A 17,492-nucleotide genomic window follows, 5' to 3' on the forward strand; every position below is an offset into this window, starting at 1 on the left:
CAGACTCCTTATTGAACGGCTTTACGCGGCGCCATCGGGTCGGCCGGCAAAGTAAAAGAACGCAGATCAATCGTCGGTGCGCCATCGGCGCCCAGGCGGTGATCCAGAATAAGCAGCTTGGCGTGGGCCAAGCCCTGGCTGAGTTGGCCGAGGTACTGTTCCAGCACGAAGGCCTGGCCTGCAGCGGCGTAGGCCTTTTGCTCAGCGGTAAAACGCAGGTCGGCCGCTTGGGCACCGGCATTCACTTCGCGCGCGGTGGCCAACGCCTGATCGCGCGCGGTGCTGGCTTGCAGCAAGGCTTGGTTGGTCTGTTCGCTGGCGGCGCCGCGCTCGCGGGAGATCAGCGCCTGGGCGCCGATCTGGGCAGCCTGCACGGCGTGGTAGGCATTGGCGGCGCCGGCCGGTGGGTGAATCGCTTCCACCACCGTGGCTAAAATTTCTACGCCACTGTTGAGTTTCTGCAAATCCGCCTGCACCGAGCGGCCGATTTCATCGGCCAGTTGGGTGCGTTGCTCACCGAGTAATTCGTCGAGGGTGCGCGAGGCAAAATCGTGAACCAGGATACGGCTGGCGGTGCTGCGGATCAGCGTCGGCACATCCGCGCTGTTATAGGTGGCGGCCAGCGCGGCCTGATCAGTCAGGCCAATGCGGTAGACGAAACGCACGTCCATATTGACGATCTGGAAGCTCTGCTTGTCGCCGCTGCTGCTGGCAATTACCTGGGCTTTGTCATTCACATGGCTGGCGTCCCACAACCGGTTGGCGATCAGTGGCGCCGGGCCTTCAGCAGAAACCAGCTCAGGTGGGGAGCCGTCGCTGACGCTGGTGGCCAGTTCATGCACCACGCCATTTTCGATGTTGATGACGCGGCCCAACGGCCAGGGCAACCCGGCATGCAAGCCAGGGCCGAACACTTCCACCGGCTTGCCGAAGCGCTCATAAATCCCACGGCCTTGCAGGGGCACTTCATGCACACCGGTCAGCGCCCAGCCGACCGCCAGCACCACCAGCAACACCGGCAGGAAAGCCCTGCGCATGTAGGTAAACGCCCAGATCTGGCGCAGGTCGATGCCGAAGCGGTTGTGCAATTCGTGCTGCAACGCCAGCAAGGGTCGTGGCGGCCAGCGCAGCAAGTCGGCGATAAAACTTTGCGCCATCAAGCGCGGTTCGAGGCGCGGCTGGCGTGGGCTGAACAGCGACAGTACGGCCCTGAGCAAAAACTCCACGGCGACCAGCCCGGGCAGCAGGCCGATCAGCACGGCCAGGCGCAATGGCCAAACAGATTCCGCGCCGGCAAACAGCAGGCAGATCGCACTGACCACCAAACAGGCAATCGCCACCCGGCTCAACTGCGCCAGCTGTGACGCCTCCGGCCATTGCGCGGCAGTTTCCTGAGCCAGGCGGCGCTCGAACACCAACAAACCAAAGGCCAATGCCAGCCCCAACGCGGCGCCAATACTCGCCGATTGCCCTACGGCTGCAGCGGGCAGCGCCAGGTTCCAGAACTCGATAATGCTGACCAACGCCAGCAACGACCAGCCGCTCAACCACAACACCGGCGCGCCAATCTGCGCCAGCAGGCCGCGGCCAAAACGTGCGACAAATCGCGCGTACCAGCCGGCGTCTTCAACGGGCGGTTCGATCAACTCAACCGTCGGTTCTTCCAGCGCCTGGGCCCGCCAATCGGCGACCCACCATGCCGACTGCAGGCCCGCCACCAACACCCACAAGGCCGACGCGCAGCTGATCAGCACCACCGGCCAGATTGACAGCGGCGCAAACAGGGCGACAAACAACGCCAGCACCCAACCGGAAACGGCCAGCGCCGTCAGGCTGATACCGGCCTGGCGCAATCGACGGGCATGAAACAGCCCCTGCTGAAAACTCGGCAGGCCTTCCACCGAAGCGCCGTCAGCTTCTAGATCCACTTGCATCCACTCAACGCCCGCTCGCACACAATTCGTTACGATATAACACGCAGCGTGAAATTTTTGTTCGAAAACACCACAAACCCCCTGTGGCAGCGGGCTTGCTCGCGATGGCGGTCTGCCGCTTATCGATGTTTAGTCTGATACACCGCTATCGCGGGCAAGCCCGCTCCCACATTTGTCCTTCATTGCATTCGAGATCGTGACTAACCCCCCAGAAACACGAGCCATCACTGGTGTAAGCACGGATAAATCGGCACACTCCAAACAGTTTTTCGCGGGTCCATGGACTAGGAAGCGTCACCTCTCATGATTTCGATCTATCAGCTCAAGCCGCGTTTTCAAAACCTGCTGCGCCCTCTGGTGCAACGTCTCTACGACAACGGCACCACTGCCAACCAGATCACCGTGCTGGCTGGCTTGGTTTCCTTGTTGGTCGGCTTGCTGATCGCAGGCTTTGCCCAACACCTCTGGCTGTTTGCGCTGATCCCGCTGTGGATGATCCTGCGCATGGCCCTCAACGCCATTGACGGCATGCTCGCCCGCGAATTCGGCCAGCAGTCGCGCCTGGGCGCCTACCTCAATGAACTGTGCGACGTGATCGCCGACAGCGCGCTGATCCTGCCCTTTGCATTAATCCCCGGCGTGAGCCTGGCGCCGGTGCTGCTGGTCACGTTGCTGGCGGTGTTCAGCGAATACGCCGGTGTGCTCGGGCCAATGGTCGGTGCGTCGCGGCGCTACGACGGCCCGATGGGCAAGAGTGATCGCGCGTTTGTACTCGGCGTGTTGGCCACCGGCGTGGCCTTGGGCTGGCTCGGCGCGGGTTGGGTCGACACGGTGATGTGGCTGGTTGCCGCCCTGCTCGCCTACACCTTGGTCAACCGTGTACGCCAAGGCCTTAAAGAAACGACGTCCCCTTCTGCATAAGGAATTTGCGATGCGCGAACAGCAAGAGCACAGCTTCAGTACCCACGATGGCGTCGAGCTTTTCTACCGGCACTGGCCGGCCACCGCGCCGCTTGGCGATGAGCCGCGCAAGGCGATCCTGCTGTTCCATCGCGGCCACGAGCATTCGGGGCGTATTGCCCACTTGGTCGATGAACTCGACCTGCCGCAGTTCGACTTCTTCGCCTGGGACGCTCGTGGTCACGGTCAATCCCCCGGCGCACGCGGTGACAGCCCCAGCTTCGCCACCAGTGCCCGCGACGTGCAGACCTTTCGCGACCACATCGGCGCCACTTACGGCATTGAAGAAGAAAATAGCGCAGTGATCGCCCAAAGCGTCGGCGCAGTGATCGCGGCCACGTGGGTGCACGATTACGCGCCGAAAATCCGCGCGTTGGTGCTCGCCTCCCCGGCCTTCAAGGTCAAGCTCTACGTGCCGTTCGCACGGCCGGGCCTGGCGTTGATGCGCAAGTTTCGCGGCAACTTTTTCGTCAACAGCTACGTCAAGGCCAAGTTCCTCAGCCATGACCCTGAACGCGTGGCGTCCTACGACAGCGACCCGCTGATCACCAAGGCGATTTCGGTGAATGTGCTGCTTGGCCTGTACGAAGCCGCCGACCGCGTTGTAGCCGATGCCCAGGCGATCCAGGTGCCGACCCAACTGCTGATCTCCGGCTCCGACTTTGTGGTGCACCGCAAACCCCAGCAGCAATTTTTCGACCGCCTCGGCAGCCTGAAAAAAGAACTGCACATCCTGCCCGGCTTCTTCCACGACACCCTCGGCGAGCGCGACCGCGCCGTGGCCGTGAGCAGCGCCAAGCGCTTTATCCTGCAGAACTTTGCGCACCCGCTGGACCGTGCCACCCTGCTCGACGCCGACAAACTCGGCGCCACCTGCGCCGAGTCCGAATCCCTCGCCACGCCGCTGCCGCGCAATTCCCTGCGCGACCTGTACTGGCGCATGACCCGCGCCAGCATGGGCCTGGGCAAGAACTTGTCGGACGGGGTGAAGCTGGGCTTCGACACCGGCTTCGACTCCGGCAGCACCCTCGATTATGTGTACCGCAACACTCCCACCGGCAAGGGCGGGTTGGGGCGGATGATCGACACCAACTACCTCAACTCCATCGGCTGGCGCGGCATTCGCCAGCGCAAGTTGAACGTCGAAGAACTGCTGCGCCTGGCCATGGCCAAGTTGCGCAGCGATGATCGCGAAGTGCGCATTGTCGACATCGCTGCGGGCCACGGCCGCTACATTCTGGAAGCCTTGCAGGGTGTGTCGCCGTTGCCGGAATCGATCCTGCTGCGCGACTACAGCGACATCAACGTGCGTGACGGTAGCGCATTGATTCGTGAGAAAGGCCTGGGGGATATCGCCCAGTTCGTGAAAGGTGATGCGTTTGATCGCGCGGACCTGGCGGCGCTCGACCCCAAGCCGACCTTGGCGGTGGTGTCCGGCCTGTATGAATTATTTGCCGACAACGCCATGGTCGGTGGCTCGTTGGCCGGCCTTGCCGAAGCCGTGGAGCCCGGCGGTTATCTGGTCTACACCGGCCAGCCGTGGCACCCGCAGCTGGAACTGATCGCCCGCGCGTTGACCAGCCACCGCCAGGGCCAGGCCTGGGTGATGCGCCGACGCAGCCAGGCGGAGATGGATCAACTGGTCGAGGCGGCAGGCTTTCGCAAAATCACCCAGCGTGTGGATGAGTGGGGCATTTTCACCGTGTCCCTGGCACAGAAGATCTGAGCATGCGCGAACCCGGTTTATTGAAACCTGCAGTCCTGTGGCTGTTGCTGTTGGCACCGCTGTTTTTCAGCACCTACGGCTTCGCCACTTGGGTCACCAGCCAGCGCAGCGACGTCGGCACGCTGGTGTTCGGCTGGGAAACCCATATGCCGTTCTGGGCCTGGACCATCGTGCCCTACTGGTCCATCGACCTGCTCTACGGCTTCTCCCTGCTGCTGCCCAATAGCCGCCATGAACTGAAACAACACGCGTTGCGCCTGCTGACGGCCCAGGTAATTGCCGTGAGCTGCTTCCTGATCTGGCCGCTGCGCTTCACGTTTGAACGGCCGGAGCTGGATGGCGTGTTCGGCTGGCTGTTTGCCGTGCTGGCGGGCTTCGACAAGCCGTTCAACCAGGCGCCATCGCTGCACATCGCATTGCTGGTGATCCTGTGGATCATGTACCAACGCCACAGCCAAGGCGTTTGGCGCTGGGTGGTCCACGGTTGGTTCGCGTTGATCGGTATTTCGGTGCTGACCACTTATCAACATCACTTTATCGACTTACCCACAGGCGCCCTCGCCGGCTGGGTTTGCGTGTGGCTGTGGCCGTTGGAACACCCGAGCCCGCTGCTGAATGCGCGGCTTACGCGGGATAGAAAACGCTGGCGGCTAGGCGTGCGCTACGGCCTGGGCGCCTTGGCCTTGGTGATTCTCGCGTTGGTGCTCGGCGGTGGGTGGCTGTGGCTGCTGTGGCCAGCGGTTTCCCTGGGCTTGGTCAAGGCCAATTACTTCGTACTCGGCGCGCCGGGCTTTCAGAAACGCGCCGACGGCACCCTGACGCCTGCCGCGCGCTGGCTGTATGCGCCCTACTTGGCGGCGGCGTGGGTCAACTCGCGCCTGTGGACACGTAAACATCCACAGCCGGACCTGGTTGTGGATAACGTTTGGCTTGGGCGAATCCCTACGGTGGGTGAGCAAGGTTCATTCAAGGCCATCGTCGATCTGTGCGCCGAATTGCCGATTAATCCACAGGGCCGCTCTTATGAATGCGTCCCCGTGCTGGACCTGATCGCGCCGACACCCGCCGAATGCCTGCAAGCCGCCCAGGCCATTGAACGCCTGCGCGCAAGCGGGCCGTTATTGGTGTGTTGCGCCCTCGGCTATTCACGCAGCGCCACGGCCGTCGCCGCGTGGCTGCTGCACAGCGGGCGCGCGGCAACGGTGGATGAGGCACTGGCTGTTATTCGTACAGCGCGCGCCAACGTGGTCCTGCATCCCGCTCACCGTGAAGCTCTGGAGGGTTTAGCCCATGCCCGCTGATATGGAACTCCAAGTGGTTGCCAGCCTGCTGCGTCGCGGCCGCTCGCTGGATCAGTTATCCACAGGCCTGACGCTGCTCGGCGTGTTATTCGGCCTGGCCCAACTGCTGTTGGCGAGTATTTCGCCGATCTGCCTGCTGCTCAGCCTGTGGATGATTACCCTCGGGCTGCTGCAAAAGTACTGGGCGCTGCGGGTAGCCTTCGATGCGGATCTATTCGCCCTGCTGGCGCGTGACACCGAGCGCACCCCGGACCTCGATCAAGCCCTGCAAACCCTTGGCTTGCAATCGGCCAAACGCGTCGGCCGGCCTTGGATCGAACGCCGTCGCGGCGCCCTCAAACTGCTGCGCAAGCAAGCCTGGCTCTTGGGCGCGCAAGTATTGCTGACCCTGGCCGTGATCCTCGCCAGCCCTTGGCTACCTTTCGCCGGATAAGGAATCCCCATGTTCGAACCCGTGGTTGCCACCCTGATTACCTCAATGGCCCGCACCGTGACCGGCGCCCGCAGCCTGTGGCTGGGTTGCGCGCCGGTGCCGGTGCAACGCATCTATTTTGCCAACCACAGCAGCCACGGCGACTTTGTGCTGGTGTGGGCGTCGTTGCCACAGAACCTGCGCAAATTCACGCGCCCGGTGGCCGGCAGCGACTACTGGAACAAAAGCGCGCTGCGCCGCTACATCATCAACCGCGTGTTCAACGGCGTGCTGATCGATCGCGAACGCAAAGACCCTGTGGATAACCCTTTGCAGCCCATGCTCGCCGCGCTGGAAGGCGGTGACTCGTTGATCATCTTCCCCGAGGGCACGCGCAATCTCGAAGACGGCTTGCTGCCCTTCAAGAGCGGCTTGTATCACCTGGCAAAAAGTTACCCACAGGCCGAACTGATTCCAGTGTGGATCGCCAACCTCAACCGGGTCATGCCCAAGGGCCGGGTCTTGCCGCTGCCTTTGTTGTGCACCACGAGCTTCGGCGCGCCGCTGCAATTGGAAGACGACGAAGACAAAGCCGCCTTCCTCGCCCGCACCCGCGACGCCCTGCTCGCCCTTGCCCCGGAGCATGTCTGACATGGATAGCCAAACCCTGATGTTGTTCGGCGGAATCGGCGCCATCCTGGTGCTCGCCTCGCTGATCGGCCTGATCCTCAAGCTGCGCACCCGTGGCACGCCAAATGCGGTAATCGACAACCTCAACGCCCGCATCAACGCCTGGTGGGTGATGGTGGTGGTGATTGGCATCGCCTTCTGGCTCGGCACCGGCGCGGTGATCCTGCTGTTCTACGCGGTGTCGTTCTACGCCCTGCGCGAGTTCCTCACCCTCACCCCAACCCGCCGCAGTGACTACCCGGCGCTGGTGGCCGCGTTCTACCTGGCGTTGCCGCTGCAATACCTGCTGATCTATGCCGACTGGTACGGGCTGTTCTCGATCTTCATCCCGGTGTACCTGTTCCTGCTGCTGCCGATCCTCGCTTCGCTGGGCGGCGACAGCACACACTTCCTGGAACGCGCATCGAAGGTGCAATGGGGCCTGATGATTGCAGTGTTCTGCGTGTCGTTCGTACCGGCCCTGCTGACCCTCGACATCCCTGGCTACGAAGGCCGCAACCTGTTGCTGATCGCCTACCTGGTGATCGTGGTGCAACTGTCGGACGTGCTGCAGTACGTGTGCGGCAAGCTGTTCGGCAAACACAAGATCGCGCCCAACCTGTCACCGTCCAAAACCGTCGAAGGCTTTGTTGGCGGGATTCTGCTGTCCTCCCTGATCGGCGCAGCGCTGTGGTGGACCACGCCGTTTAACCCGTGGCAGTCGTTCTTGATCGCGCTGCTGATCAACCTGCTCGGGTTTGCCGGCGGCATTGTGATGTCAGCCATCAAGCGCGACCGCGGCGTGAAGGATTGGGGGCATATGATCGAAGGGCACGGCGGCATGCTGGATCGGCTGGATTCGGTGTGTTTTGCCGCGCCGATTTTCTTTCACCTAGTGCGGTACTGGTGGACCTGAGAAATACACCCTCAAGCCCAAAGCGGATCAACTGTGGGAGCTGGCTTGCCTGCGATGGCGGTGGGTCAGCAACTCATCTGTTGACTGATACACCTCTATCGCAGGCAAGCCAGCTCCCACGGTTGTTTTGCGGTGTTTCCAAGTATTCAGCCTGGCAAATGCCCCAGGGGCAAGGCGCCTGGGGTTTTCACGGTCTGGATCGCGAAGTTGCTGCGGATATCCCTCACGCCCGGCAGCTTCAGCAGGCTCCCAGTAACAAACCGCTCATACCCACGCAAATCCGGCACCACCACCTGCAATAGAAAATCCGACTCGCCCGACACTAAAAAAGCCGAGATCACTTCGGGCAACGCCGTCACCGCCTCACGAAACGCATTCGCCTCGGTGTCGTTATGCCGTTCCACCTTCACGCCGACAAACACCATCATGCCCAAGCCGACTTCATCGCGATCCAGCGTCGCCTGATAGCCGCGAATCACCCCGGCCTCTTCCAACAGCCGCACGCGCCGCAAGCAAGGTGAGGCAGACAGGCCGATCTCATCAGCCAGTTGCACATTGCTCAGGCGCCCGTCCCGTTGCAGGGCTTCAAGAATCTTGCGGTCAAAGGCATCGAGTTTTAGATTTGGCATAAATGAATGGTCGCTGGCTTTATAAGTGGCAGATAGTGCCAAGACTAGACGCTTTTCTAGCTGACTACGCAAGCACCTGCCTCGCCCTCCCGCCCTAGAATTAGCCGACAATTGAAGGGGGTGAAACATGGCGCAGCTCTGGTTATTTTTGGTGGCGCTGTCGGTGGTGTATCTGCTGCCGGGGCCGGACATGATCTTGTTGCTGCAAACCGGCGCGCGCCAGGGCAAGGCATTGGCGCTGACCACGGCAATCGGTTTGGGACTAGCGCGGGCGTGCCACGTGGCGTTGGCAGGCATTGGGCTGGCGACCTTGTTCAAGGTGGCGCCATGGACCTTTGATGTGGTGCGCCTGGGTGGCGCGGCCTATCTGTTATGGCTGGGCGTGCAATGCCTGCGCACCAATATGCTGCCAGCGCTCGAAGCCTCTCACGGCGCCCCGCCAGCCCATGCCTGGCGCGCGGCCTTTCAACGCGGCCTGCTGACCAATCTGCTCAACCCCAAGGCCCTGTTGTTCTGCTCGGTGCTGCTGCCGCAATTCATCAACCCGCAAAGCGGCCCGGTGGCGGCGCAATTTGCGTTGCTGGGCGTGATCCTGGTGAGTGTCGGTTTCGTCTTCGATTGTTGCTACGCCCTGGCCGGCGCACGCATCGGCCGCTGGCTGGCACGTAATCGCTCGGCACAACGTATGCAGCAGTGGTTATTCGGCAGTCTGTTGATCGGTTTTGCGCTGCGTCTCACTTTTGTGCAGCACGCCTGAGCCCTGCGGTGTATCCACGTCATCTTTTGTATCAAAGACGCTGTAAGATACGCCGCACTTAGCCAGGGATGCTCACCATGTTCGATACGTTGAAAGCGATCAGCCGCCGTTTTCTCAGCCTGTTAACCACTGTGGTGAGTGCCCTGTTCGGCCAATGGCAACCGCCATCCTGGCTGCGCGCCATCGGCCATGGCCTGGCGAACCTGGGACGCAAGTCTCGCGCTTACCCGCGTCAGGCTGGCGCTGGGGTGTTGGGGCTGGTGTTGCTGGCCGCCGCCGGCTTCTATGGCTGGCATTGGTATTCAAACCTGCCGCAGCCGCACACCGTGGGTTATTCGCTGCACAAACCTAACCTGACGGATTACACCCAGCAGCCGCCGGTTGTGGATAACTTGCAGGTGCGTTTCGCTGAATCCGTGGCCCCGTTGGCGGCGATTGGTAAACCGGTTACCGAAGGCATCACGCTCAAGCCCACTGTGGAGGGCGCCTGGCGCTGGTCCGACGACCGCACCTTATTGTTCGTGCCGGAAAAAGATTGGCCCATCGACACCCATTACACCCTCGACCTGACCAAGAAAAATCTCCTGGCCGACGGCGTGCTGCTCAGCCAGTACAGCAGCCAGTTTTCTACCCAGCCGTTCCGCGCCACCCTGGCCCATAACGAGCTGTACCAAGACCCGTCCAACCCAACGCTGAAACAGCTGGTGGCGACCTTCCACTTTTCCCACCCGGTGGACGAAGACAACCTGCGTAAGCGCGTGTCCGTGACCCTCGGCAAAGGCCTGGCTTACCGTGATGCGCAGCTGCCTAACCGCCCCGAAATCACCTTCGACGACACCAAGCTCAACGCCTACGTACGCTCCGCCGCCCTGGCCACGCCGCTGGAAAGCACACCGGTCAGCGCCAAGCTCGACGAAGGCATCAAGGCCCGTGATGGCGGCAATGCCAACAACGCGCCGCTGGTGGCGGAAGTCACTGTGCCCGGTCGCTATCGCCTGACCTTTACCGGCGCCGACGTCAGTTTTGTCGACAACGAACGCGGCGAGCCGGAGCCGGTGCTGATGTTCAGCAGTTCCAGCGCCGTAGCCGATGACACCATCGCCGGTAAGGTGCAGGCTTGGCTGCTGCCGGAAAAAGCCCAGGACGACACCCGCCCCTACACCAGCAACGACATCGACGACACCCTGCTCGCCCGCAGCACCAAGGTCAACTTGACCCACGTGCCCAGCGTCGAGCCGCTGAACACCCTGCACGCCTTCAAGTTCAAGGCCCCGGCTGGCCGCGCGCTGTATGTGCGCGTGCCCGCGAACCTGGAAGCCATTGGCGGCTACCTGGCGAAAAACCCTACGGCCTCCTTGATCAGCATGCCCGCGTATCCGCGTACCTTGCAGTTCTTGTCTGACGGCGCACTGCTCAGCCTCAACGGCGAAAAACGCCTGGGCTTCATGGCCCGTGGCGTGCCCGGCGCCCACGTCGAAATCGCTCGCCTGCTGCCCAACCAGTTGCAGCACCTGGTGGACCAGAGCAGCGGCAGCTTCGCTCGGCCGAACTTCGGCAACGAATACTTTGATCGGATGGTCGAGCGTCAGTCGCTGGATATTCCGCTGTCGTCTAATGACCCGGCGAAAACCGTTTATGACAACGTCGATCTGAGCCACTACCTCACCGCCAACGGCGGGCGTCGCGGCATTTTCGTACTCAAGCTGAGCCCTCAGGACGACCCGGCCGAGCGCACGTTTGAATACGACCGCAGCAGCACCAGCGATCTGCGTTTCATCGTGGTCACCGACCTCGGCATCATCGCCAAGCGCGCAAGCGACGGCAGCCATGATGTGTACGTGCAGTCGATCGGCAATGGTTCGCCGGTGGCGGATGCGCAAGTCGACATCATCGGCCGCAACGGTCTGGCGGTCAGCAGTGGCCGCACCGACACCGAAGGCCATGTGCATTTCGCCAAGCTGGATGAATTGCGCCGTGAGAAAACGCCGCTGATGTACGTGGTCACTCGCGGCAATGACCAGTCCTTCCTGCCGATTGCCCGTCAGTCTCAGCAGCTGGATTTGTCGCGTTTCGACGTAGGCGGTTTGGAAGAAGACGGTGCGATTGATCGCCTCAGCGCGTACCTGTTTACCGACCGTGGCCTGTATCGCCCGGGCGAGACGGCGCACGTGGGCATGATCGTACGCAGTGGCAACTGGAAAGGCGCCCTGCAAGGCCTGCCGGTGGAGCTGCAAATCACCGACCCACGCGGCCTGGAGGTAATTCGCCAGCCACTGAAGTTGTCCACCAGCGGTTTTGAAACCTTTGATTTCCCCAGCAGTGAAGTCGCCCCGGCTGGCGATTACACCGCCACCTTGCAATTGATTGGCGAGAAAAACACCCGCACCGACCTGGGCAGTGTCAGCTTCAAGGTCCGAGATTTCGAGCCGGACCGCATGAAGGTCAGCCTGAGCCTGCACGAAACGCCGGTGCCGGGCTGGATCCCACCGGACCAAGTGGTGGCTAAAGTCACCGCGATGCACCTGTTCGGCGCCCCGGCGGCCGGCCGCCGGGTCACGGCGAAGATGTCCCTGAGCCCGACGCTCGCGGCCTTCGACCGTTATCCCGATTACCGCTTCCGCCTCAACGACTCATTGGAAGACGCCAGCACCGAAGACCTCGCCGAAACCACCGTCGATGACAACGGCCAGGCCGTGCTTGACCTCAACCTGCAACGCTTCGCCAACAGCACCTATCGCCTGCAGGTCATGACCCAGGTATTCGAGGCCGAAGGTGGCCGTAACGTAGCGGCGCAAAGTGCGCTGCTGGTGTCGTCCGCGCCGTATCTGGTGGGTGTGAAAAGTCAGGATTCGCTCTCATACGTGGCCAAGGACGCCCCGCGTCAGGTGCAGTGGCTGGCCGTCGCGCCGGACCTTACGCCAGTGGCAGTGGATGGCCTGACCAGTGAAGTGGTCGAGCACCGTTATGTGTCGGTGCTGGTGAAACAGTCCAACGGCACCTACAAGTACGAATCGCGCATCAAAAACATCAGCCAGCCGGCCTCACCGCTGACGATGACCAAGGACGGCGCCAAGCAGACCCTGAACACCGGCACGCCGGGCGACTTCACCCTGCAACTCAAGGATGCCAACGGCAACCTGCTCAACCAGATCGACTACAGCGTAGCCGGGCGTGGCAACACTTCGCGCTCCCTGGAGCGTAACGCCGAGTTGCAACTGCGCCTGGATAAACGCAGCTATGCCACCGGTGATGAAATTGCGATCAGCATTCGCGCGCCTTACACCGGCGCCGGCTTGATCACCATCGAGCGCGATAAGGTCTACACCCAGCAGTGGTTCAAGGCCGACAGCACCAACAGCGTGCAACATATCCGCGTGCCGGCAGGCCTTGAGGGCAATGCCTACGTCAACGTGCAGTTTGTGCGGGACATCGGCTCGTCCGAGGTCTACATGAGCCCGCTGTCCTACGGCGTGGTGCCGTTCAGCATCAACCTGGATGCGCGGCGCATGGCGCTGAAGGTCGAAGGCCCGGCGAAGATCGAACCAGGACAAACCCTGGACATCAAGGTCACGGCCGACCGCCCAGGCCGCGCGGTGGTTTACGCGGTTGACGAAGGCATCTTGCAAGTGGCGCGCTACCAGACGCCGGACCCATTGGGCTTCTTCTTCCAGAAGCGCGCATTGGAAGTCGGCACCAGTCAGATTCTTGACCTGATCCTACCGGAATTCAGCCGCCTGCTCAGTGGGGCAGCGCCCGGTGGCGATACCGAAGGCGCCCTGGCCAACCACCTCAACCCATTCAAGCGTAAACATCAGCCACCGGTGGCGTGGTGGTCCGGGCTGGTGGACCTGCCGGCCGGTGAAACCGTGCTGCATTACCAAGTGCCGGACAGCTTCAACGGCAAGCTGCACCTGTTTGCGGTGGCAGTGGATGCCGACAGCATGGGTGTCAGCGAGGCCAGCACCGACGTGCGTGGGCCGATCGTGATCACGCCGAACGTGCCGGCCTTTGTCGCGCCGGGGGATGTGTTCAATGTGAGCGCCGGGGTGTTCAGCAACCTCGACGCAGCGGCGGACGTGAAGTTTGAACTGCAGACCAGCGACGGCCTCAACGTGCAAGGCACCAAAGGCAGCACCTTGTCGTTGCAACCGCGCAAGGAAGGCACCGCTGAGTTCAAAATCAAGGTCGGCGAAACCCTCGGCTCGGCGGACCTGCGTTTTATCGCCGTGCTGCCCGATGGCAAACGCATCCAGGTCGGGGAAACCACCTCGATCCGCCCGCTGAGCGAACACCGCGTGGCCCTGAGCCTGGGTCGTTTCGACAGCGCCAGCAAAGAGCTCAAGCCAACGCGCGAACTGTTCAGCCAACTGCGTGATGTGCAGCTAGGCGTGGCCGCCTCGCCGCTGGTGTGGGCCAACGGCCTCAAGCATTACCTGGATGACTATGGCTACGCCTGCACCGAGCAGTTGGTGTCCAAGGCCATGCCGGCGTTGATCTGGGGCGGCACGGCGCCAGAAGCCGAGCACGCGTTCAGCAGCGCGGTGCGCATGTTGCGTCAACGCCAGAACCAGGCCGGCGGCTTCGGTTTGTGGGCGGCCAACCCGGATGTGGCGCCGTATGCCAGCCTGTACGCCACCGACTTCCTGATCGAAGCCAAGGAACGCGGGCTGCCAGTGCCGGAAGATTTGCTGGTGCGCTCCAATGCGTATCTGACGGACCTGGCCAACGGCCCGAGCGAAGGGCTGTCGGAATTGCGCAACCGTGCCTACGCCAGTTACCTGCTGAGCCGTCAGGGGATTCTCGTGAGCGGCGCCTTGAGCGATATCCGCGAGCGCTACGAGAGCTACTTCAAAGACACCTGGCAGAACGACCTGGGCGCCGCTTACCTGGCCGCCAGCTACAAACTGCTCAAGCAGGATCGCCAGGCCGATACGCTGTTCCGCAAAATCCCATGGCGCTCCCTTGTGGATAAGTGGGTCAGCGACGGCCTGTATTACGACCCGCTGGTGCACGACGCCGAACACTTGCACCTGCTGGCGCGGCATTTCCCAGAGTTGCTCGACGATGTACCGACAGCGCTGCTGGATAAACTCGGCAAACGCCTTAACGAGCAACGCTACAACTCGCTGTCGGCCGCCTTGCTGCTGCGTGCCCTGGACAACTATGGCCAGCGCGCGCAGAGCGACATGACCCTCAAGGCCACCGCCTGGCTGGGCGACAAGCAGCAGCAATTGCTGGAGATGGCCGGCCAGCCACCGCGCGCCGCCGTGCCGGGTGCCACGCAGAAGCTGGTGATGGAAAAAACCGACGGCCCGGCCGCGTTCTACATGCTCAGCGAAGCCGGTTTCGACAAGGGCGCCAAGCTCAAGCCGATCAACAATGGCCTGGAAATCATCCACGAATACCTCGACCTCAAGGGCGAGCCGGTGAGCAAAGTGGCGGTGGGCGATGAGTTCCTGGTGCGCCTGCGTCTGCGCGCCACCGACCGCGACCAAGTGCAGCAAGTGGCCGTGGTCGACCTGCTGCCCGGCGGCGTCGAGCCTGTGTATAACTTGCCGCCGGAACCAGAGGCCGCAAGCGCCGATGAAAGTGAAGGCGACGATTCGGAGTACGTGGAAACCGCCGACGGTGATGAAACTGACGCCTGGCAGGCGCCCATCGGCGAAACCGAGCTGAGCAACTGGCAGCCGGACTACGTGGATGTGCGGGATGATCGAGTGGTGTTGTACGGCACCGCGCTGCGCGATGTAAGTACTTTCGTCTACCGCGTGCGCGCCACCAACGCCGGCACCTTCAACACGCCACCGGCCTACGCCGAAGGGATGTACGAAACCACCCTGCAAGGGCGCGGCAAAGTAGGCCAGCTTGAAATTACCAAGCCTTAAACGCCTGACGCCGCTGCTGGCAACGGCGGCGGTGCTGGTGGGGTTGCGGCTATGGCCACATGCCCCGCTGGAACAGGCCGTGACCTCGTCGCGGGTGGTGCTGGCCGACGACGGCGCGCTGCTGCGCATGACGTTGGCAACTGACGGCCAATACCGTTTATGGCTGCCGCTTGCGCGCATGTCGCCTTCACTGGTCGAAGCGTTGTTGCTCAAGGAAGACCGCAACTTCTACTGGCATCCGGGGATCAACCCCCCGGCGTTACTGCGGGCGGCCATGGCCACCTACAGCGGCGGCCAGCGCCAGGGCGGCTCAACCTTGAGCATGCAACTGGCGCGACGCTTGTGGGACTTGAACACCCGCCAGGTGCCGGGCAAGTTGCAGCAGATGGCCTTGGCGCTGTGGCTGGAGGCGCGTTACAGCAAGCACGACATCCTTGAGGCCTACCTGAACCTGGCGCCCATGGGCGGCAACATCGAAGGTGCCGAAGCGGCCAGCCGCATTTACTTTGGCAAGTCGGCGGCGCAGTTGTCGTTGTCTGAAGCGCTGGCGCTGGCGGTGATTCCCCAGCAGCCGGGGCGACGCGCGCGCTTTGGGCCGTCGCTGCAAAACGCGCGGCTGCGCTTGATGGCCGACTGGCGTGAAACTTATCCACAAGACCCGCGCAACGACAGTTTGCTCGACTTGCCGCTGGAAGCGCGCAACCGTCAGCAGATCCCGTTTCTGGCGCCGCACCTGAGCGAACAGTTGCTCGCGTCCCAGGCAGGTAACGAGCTCAACACCACCCTCAACCTGCCGCTTCAGCAATTGCTGGAGCGCTTGATTACCGGCTTTATCGCCGAGCGGCGCAGCACCGGTGTGGAAAACGCCACGGCGATCCTGATCGACAGCCGCGACCAGAGCGTCAAGGCGCTGGTGGGCTCGGCGGATTACTTATCCACAAGCATCCACGGGCAGGTCAACGGTGTTTTGGCGCGGCGCTCGCCGGGGTCGACCCTAAAACCGTTTCTATATGGGCTGGCGCTGGATCAGGGCGTGATTCACCCCATGAGCATCCTCAAGGATTTGCCGAGTAACTTCGGCTACTTCCAGCCGGAAAATTTCGACGGCAGTTTTATCGGGCCGCTGACGGCGCGGGACGCCTTGATCCGTAGTCGCAATATCCCGGCGGTGTGGCTCGCCAGCCAGGTCAAGTCGCCTTCGCTGTATGGCTTGTTGCAACGCGCCGGCATCAAAGGCCTGCGCGGCGAGAGCCATTACGGCCTGGCCTTGGCGCTGGGCGGCGGCGAGATGACGCCGGAAGAGCTGGCGCAGCTGTATGTGATGCTGGCCGGCGATGGGCATTTGCGGCCACTGCGCTATTTGCAGGAACAGCCGCAATCTACCGGCCCCCAACTGCTCACTCCGCAAGCCGCGTTTATGGTGCGCGACATGCTGCGCCGCAACCCACGGCCGGATGGTTTGCCGGGCCGCCATTGGCGCACCGCGTGGAAAACCGGCACCTCCTGGGGCTTTCACGATGCCTGGAGCGCAGGCCTGGTCGGCCCCTACGTGCTGGTGGTGTGGGTCGGTAACTTTGATGGTCGACCGAACCCTGCGTTTATTGGCGCCAAGACCGCCGCGCCGTTGTTCTTCCGCATCGCCGACGCCCTGCCCCTGGCACTGCCCACGGTGGTGATCAAACCCGACAAGCCACCCGCCGGGCTGGTGCGCATCGACGTCTGCGCCGCCTCCGGTGAGTTGCCCAACCGCTGGTGCCCGCAAACCCGCAAAACCTGGTATGTACCGGGCGTCTCGCCGATTCGTGTGTCCAACCTGCACCGCCCAGTGCTGATCGACACGCGCACCGGCAAAGCCGCGTGCCCGCCCTTCGATGCGCAATACACCCGCGAAGAAGTCTTCGAATTCTGGCCCAGCGACGTACAGCGCCTGTACCGAGCGGCAGGCCTGCCCCGGCGCACGCCGCCCAATGTGATGAAGAACTGCCAACCCAACCGCATCAGCGATCAGAGCGAAGCGCCGCAGATTCGCTCGCCGCTGACTCAAGTGAGCTATCAGTTGCGCCTGTCCCAGCCGCAGGAAAGCATCCCGCTGAATGCCAACGCGGCCAGCGATGCGACGATGCTGTATTGGTTTGCCGACCAAACGTTGATCGGCCAAGGCCCGCCGCAAACCACGCTGAACTGGCGGCCGGGCAAGTCGGGGGAATACCGGTTGCGGGTCAGTGATGATCAGGGGCGTAGTGCGAGCCGGGGGTTGAAGGTGGAGTTTGTGCCGTGATCAGACATCCCTTTCGCACAGCTCA

The 17,492-nt window shown here is 62.5% G+C and carries 11 protein-coding genes; 9 read left to right on the top strand and 2 right to left on the bottom strand.

The window, feature by feature from the left end; genetic code table 11:
- Window positions 1-8: 8 nt before the first annotated feature.
- Window positions 9-1,934, bottom strand: coding sequence for a protease modulator HflK (gene hflK / locus ACI77I_RS02640; RefSeq protein WP_406996906.1), 1,926 nt, complete (start codon window positions 1,932-1,934; stop codon window positions 9-11).
- A gap of 303 nt (window positions 1,935-2,237) precedes the next feature.
- On the opposite strand from hflK, the gene ACI77I_RS02645 reads away from it, so the two are divergent.
- Genes ACI77I_RS02645 through ACI77I_RS02670 form a run of 6 tightly spaced genes read left to right on the top strand, consistent with a single transcriptional unit; the run spans window position 2,238 to window position 7,918 of the window.
- The gene (locus tag ACI77I_RS02645; protein WP_094949041.1) at window positions 2,238-2,855 is read left to right on the top strand and encodes a CDP-alcohol phosphatidyltransferase family protein; all 618 of its coding nucleotides are present in this window, start codon (window positions 2,238-2,240) and stop codon (window positions 2,853-2,855) included.
- A gap of 10 nt (window positions 2,856-2,865) precedes the next feature.
- On the top strand, window positions 2,866-4,620 hold the full coding sequence (locus ACI77I_RS02650; protein ID WP_406996907.1) for a bifunctional alpha/beta hydrolase/class I SAM-dependent methyltransferase: 1,755 nt from the start codon (window positions 2,866-2,868) through the stop codon (window positions 4,618-4,620).
- 2 nt (window positions 4,621-4,622) lie between these two features.
- Entirely contained in the window at window positions 4,623-5,921 is a 1,299-nt protein-coding gene (locus ACI77I_RS02655) for a phosphatase PAP2/dual specificity phosphatase family protein (protein WP_406996908.1), read from the top strand.
- Window positions 5,911-6,354 carry a hypothetical protein gene (locus ACI77I_RS02660; RefSeq protein WP_094949044.1) on the top strand — a complete coding sequence of 148 codons (444 nt, stop codon included), beginning with the start codon at window positions 5,911-5,913 and terminating at the stop codon, window positions 6,352-6,354. Before ACI77I_RS02655 ends, ACI77I_RS02660 begins: the two co-directional genes overlap by 11 nt.
- A 9-nt stretch (window positions 6,355-6,363) precedes the next feature.
- Window positions 6,364-6,984, top strand: a complete 621-nt coding sequence (locus ACI77I_RS02665; protein WP_406996909.1) for a lysophospholipid acyltransferase family protein — start codon at window positions 6,364-6,366, stop codon at window positions 6,982-6,984.
- Window position 6,985: 1 nt separating this feature from the next.
- Entirely contained in the window at window positions 6,986-7,918 is a 933-nt protein-coding gene (locus tag ACI77I_RS02670) for a phosphatidate cytidylyltransferase (protein WP_094949046.1), read from the top strand.
- A 146-nt stretch (window positions 7,919-8,064) separates the two neighbouring features.
- Here the strand turns inward: ACI77I_RS02670 and ACI77I_RS02675 are convergent, their stop codons facing one another.
- Window positions 8,065-8,547 (bottom strand): Lrp/AsnC family transcriptional regulator, encoded by a 483-nt coding sequence (locus tag ACI77I_RS02675; RefSeq protein WP_016978705.1) that lies wholly within the window; start codon window positions 8,545-8,547, stop codon window positions 8,065-8,067.
- A gap of 127 nt (window positions 8,548-8,674) precedes the next feature.
- Between ACI77I_RS02675 and ACI77I_RS02680 the strand changes: the two genes are divergently transcribed.
- From ACI77I_RS02680 to pbpC, 3 genes are all read left to right on the top strand, one after another.
- Window positions 8,675-9,304, top strand: a complete 630-nt coding sequence (locus tag ACI77I_RS02680) for a LysE family translocator (RefSeq protein ID WP_406996910.1) — start codon at window positions 8,675-8,677, stop codon at window positions 9,302-9,304.
- Between the two features lie 77 nt (window positions 9,305-9,381).
- Complete coding sequence (locus ACI77I_RS02685; protein WP_406996911.1) at window positions 9,382-15,189, top strand: alpha-2-macroglobulin; 5,808 nt, start codon at window positions 9,382-9,384, stop codon at window positions 15,187-15,189.
- On the top strand, window positions 15,170-17,467 hold the full coding sequence (gene pbpC / locus ACI77I_RS02690) for a penicillin-binding protein 1C (protein ID WP_406996912.1): 2,298 nt from the start codon (window positions 15,170-15,172) through the stop codon (window positions 17,465-17,467). Before ACI77I_RS02685 ends, pbpC begins: the two co-directional genes overlap by 20 nt.
- Window positions 17,468-17,492 lie beyond the last annotated feature (25 nt).

The organism is Pseudomonas sp. D47, assembly GCF_045447305.1.
GTDB lineage: Bacteria > Pseudomonadota > Gammaproteobacteria > Pseudomonadales > Pseudomonadaceae > Aquipseudomonas.

Coding starts and splice junctions, on each gene's coding strand:
- hflK (WP_406996906.1), bottom strand. CDS start 1,934: ATGCAAGTGGATCTAGAAGCTGACGGCGCTTCGGTGGAAGGCCTGCCG.
- ACI77I_RS02645 (WP_094949041.1), top strand. CDS start 2,238: ATGATTTCGATCTATCAGCTCAAGCCGCGTTTTCAAAACCTGCTGCGC.
- ACI77I_RS02650 (WP_406996907.1), top strand. CDS start 2,866: ATGCGCGAACAGCAAGAGCACAGCTTCAGTACCCACGATGGCGTCGAG.
- ACI77I_RS02655 (WP_406996908.1), top strand. CDS start 4,623: ATGCGCGAACCCGGTTTATTGAAACCTGCAGTCCTGTGGCTGTTGCTG.
- ACI77I_RS02660 (WP_094949044.1), top strand. CDS start 5,911: ATGCCCGCTGATATGGAACTCCAAGTGGTTGCCAGCCTGCTGCGTCGC.
- ACI77I_RS02665 (WP_406996909.1), top strand. CDS start 6,364: ATGTTCGAACCCGTGGTTGCCACCCTGATTACCTCAATGGCCCGCACC.
- ACI77I_RS02670 (WP_094949046.1), top strand. CDS start 6,986: ATGGATAGCCAAACCCTGATGTTGTTCGGCGGAATCGGCGCCATCCTG.
- ACI77I_RS02675 (WP_016978705.1), bottom strand. CDS start 8,547: ATGCCAAATCTAAAACTCGATGCCTTTGACCGCAAGATTCTTGAAGCC.
- ACI77I_RS02680 (WP_406996910.1), top strand. CDS start 8,675: ATGGCGCAGCTCTGGTTATTTTTGGTGGCGCTGTCGGTGGTGTATCTG.
- ACI77I_RS02685 (WP_406996911.1), top strand. CDS start 9,382: ATGTTCGATACGTTGAAAGCGATCAGCCGCCGTTTTCTCAGCCTGTTA.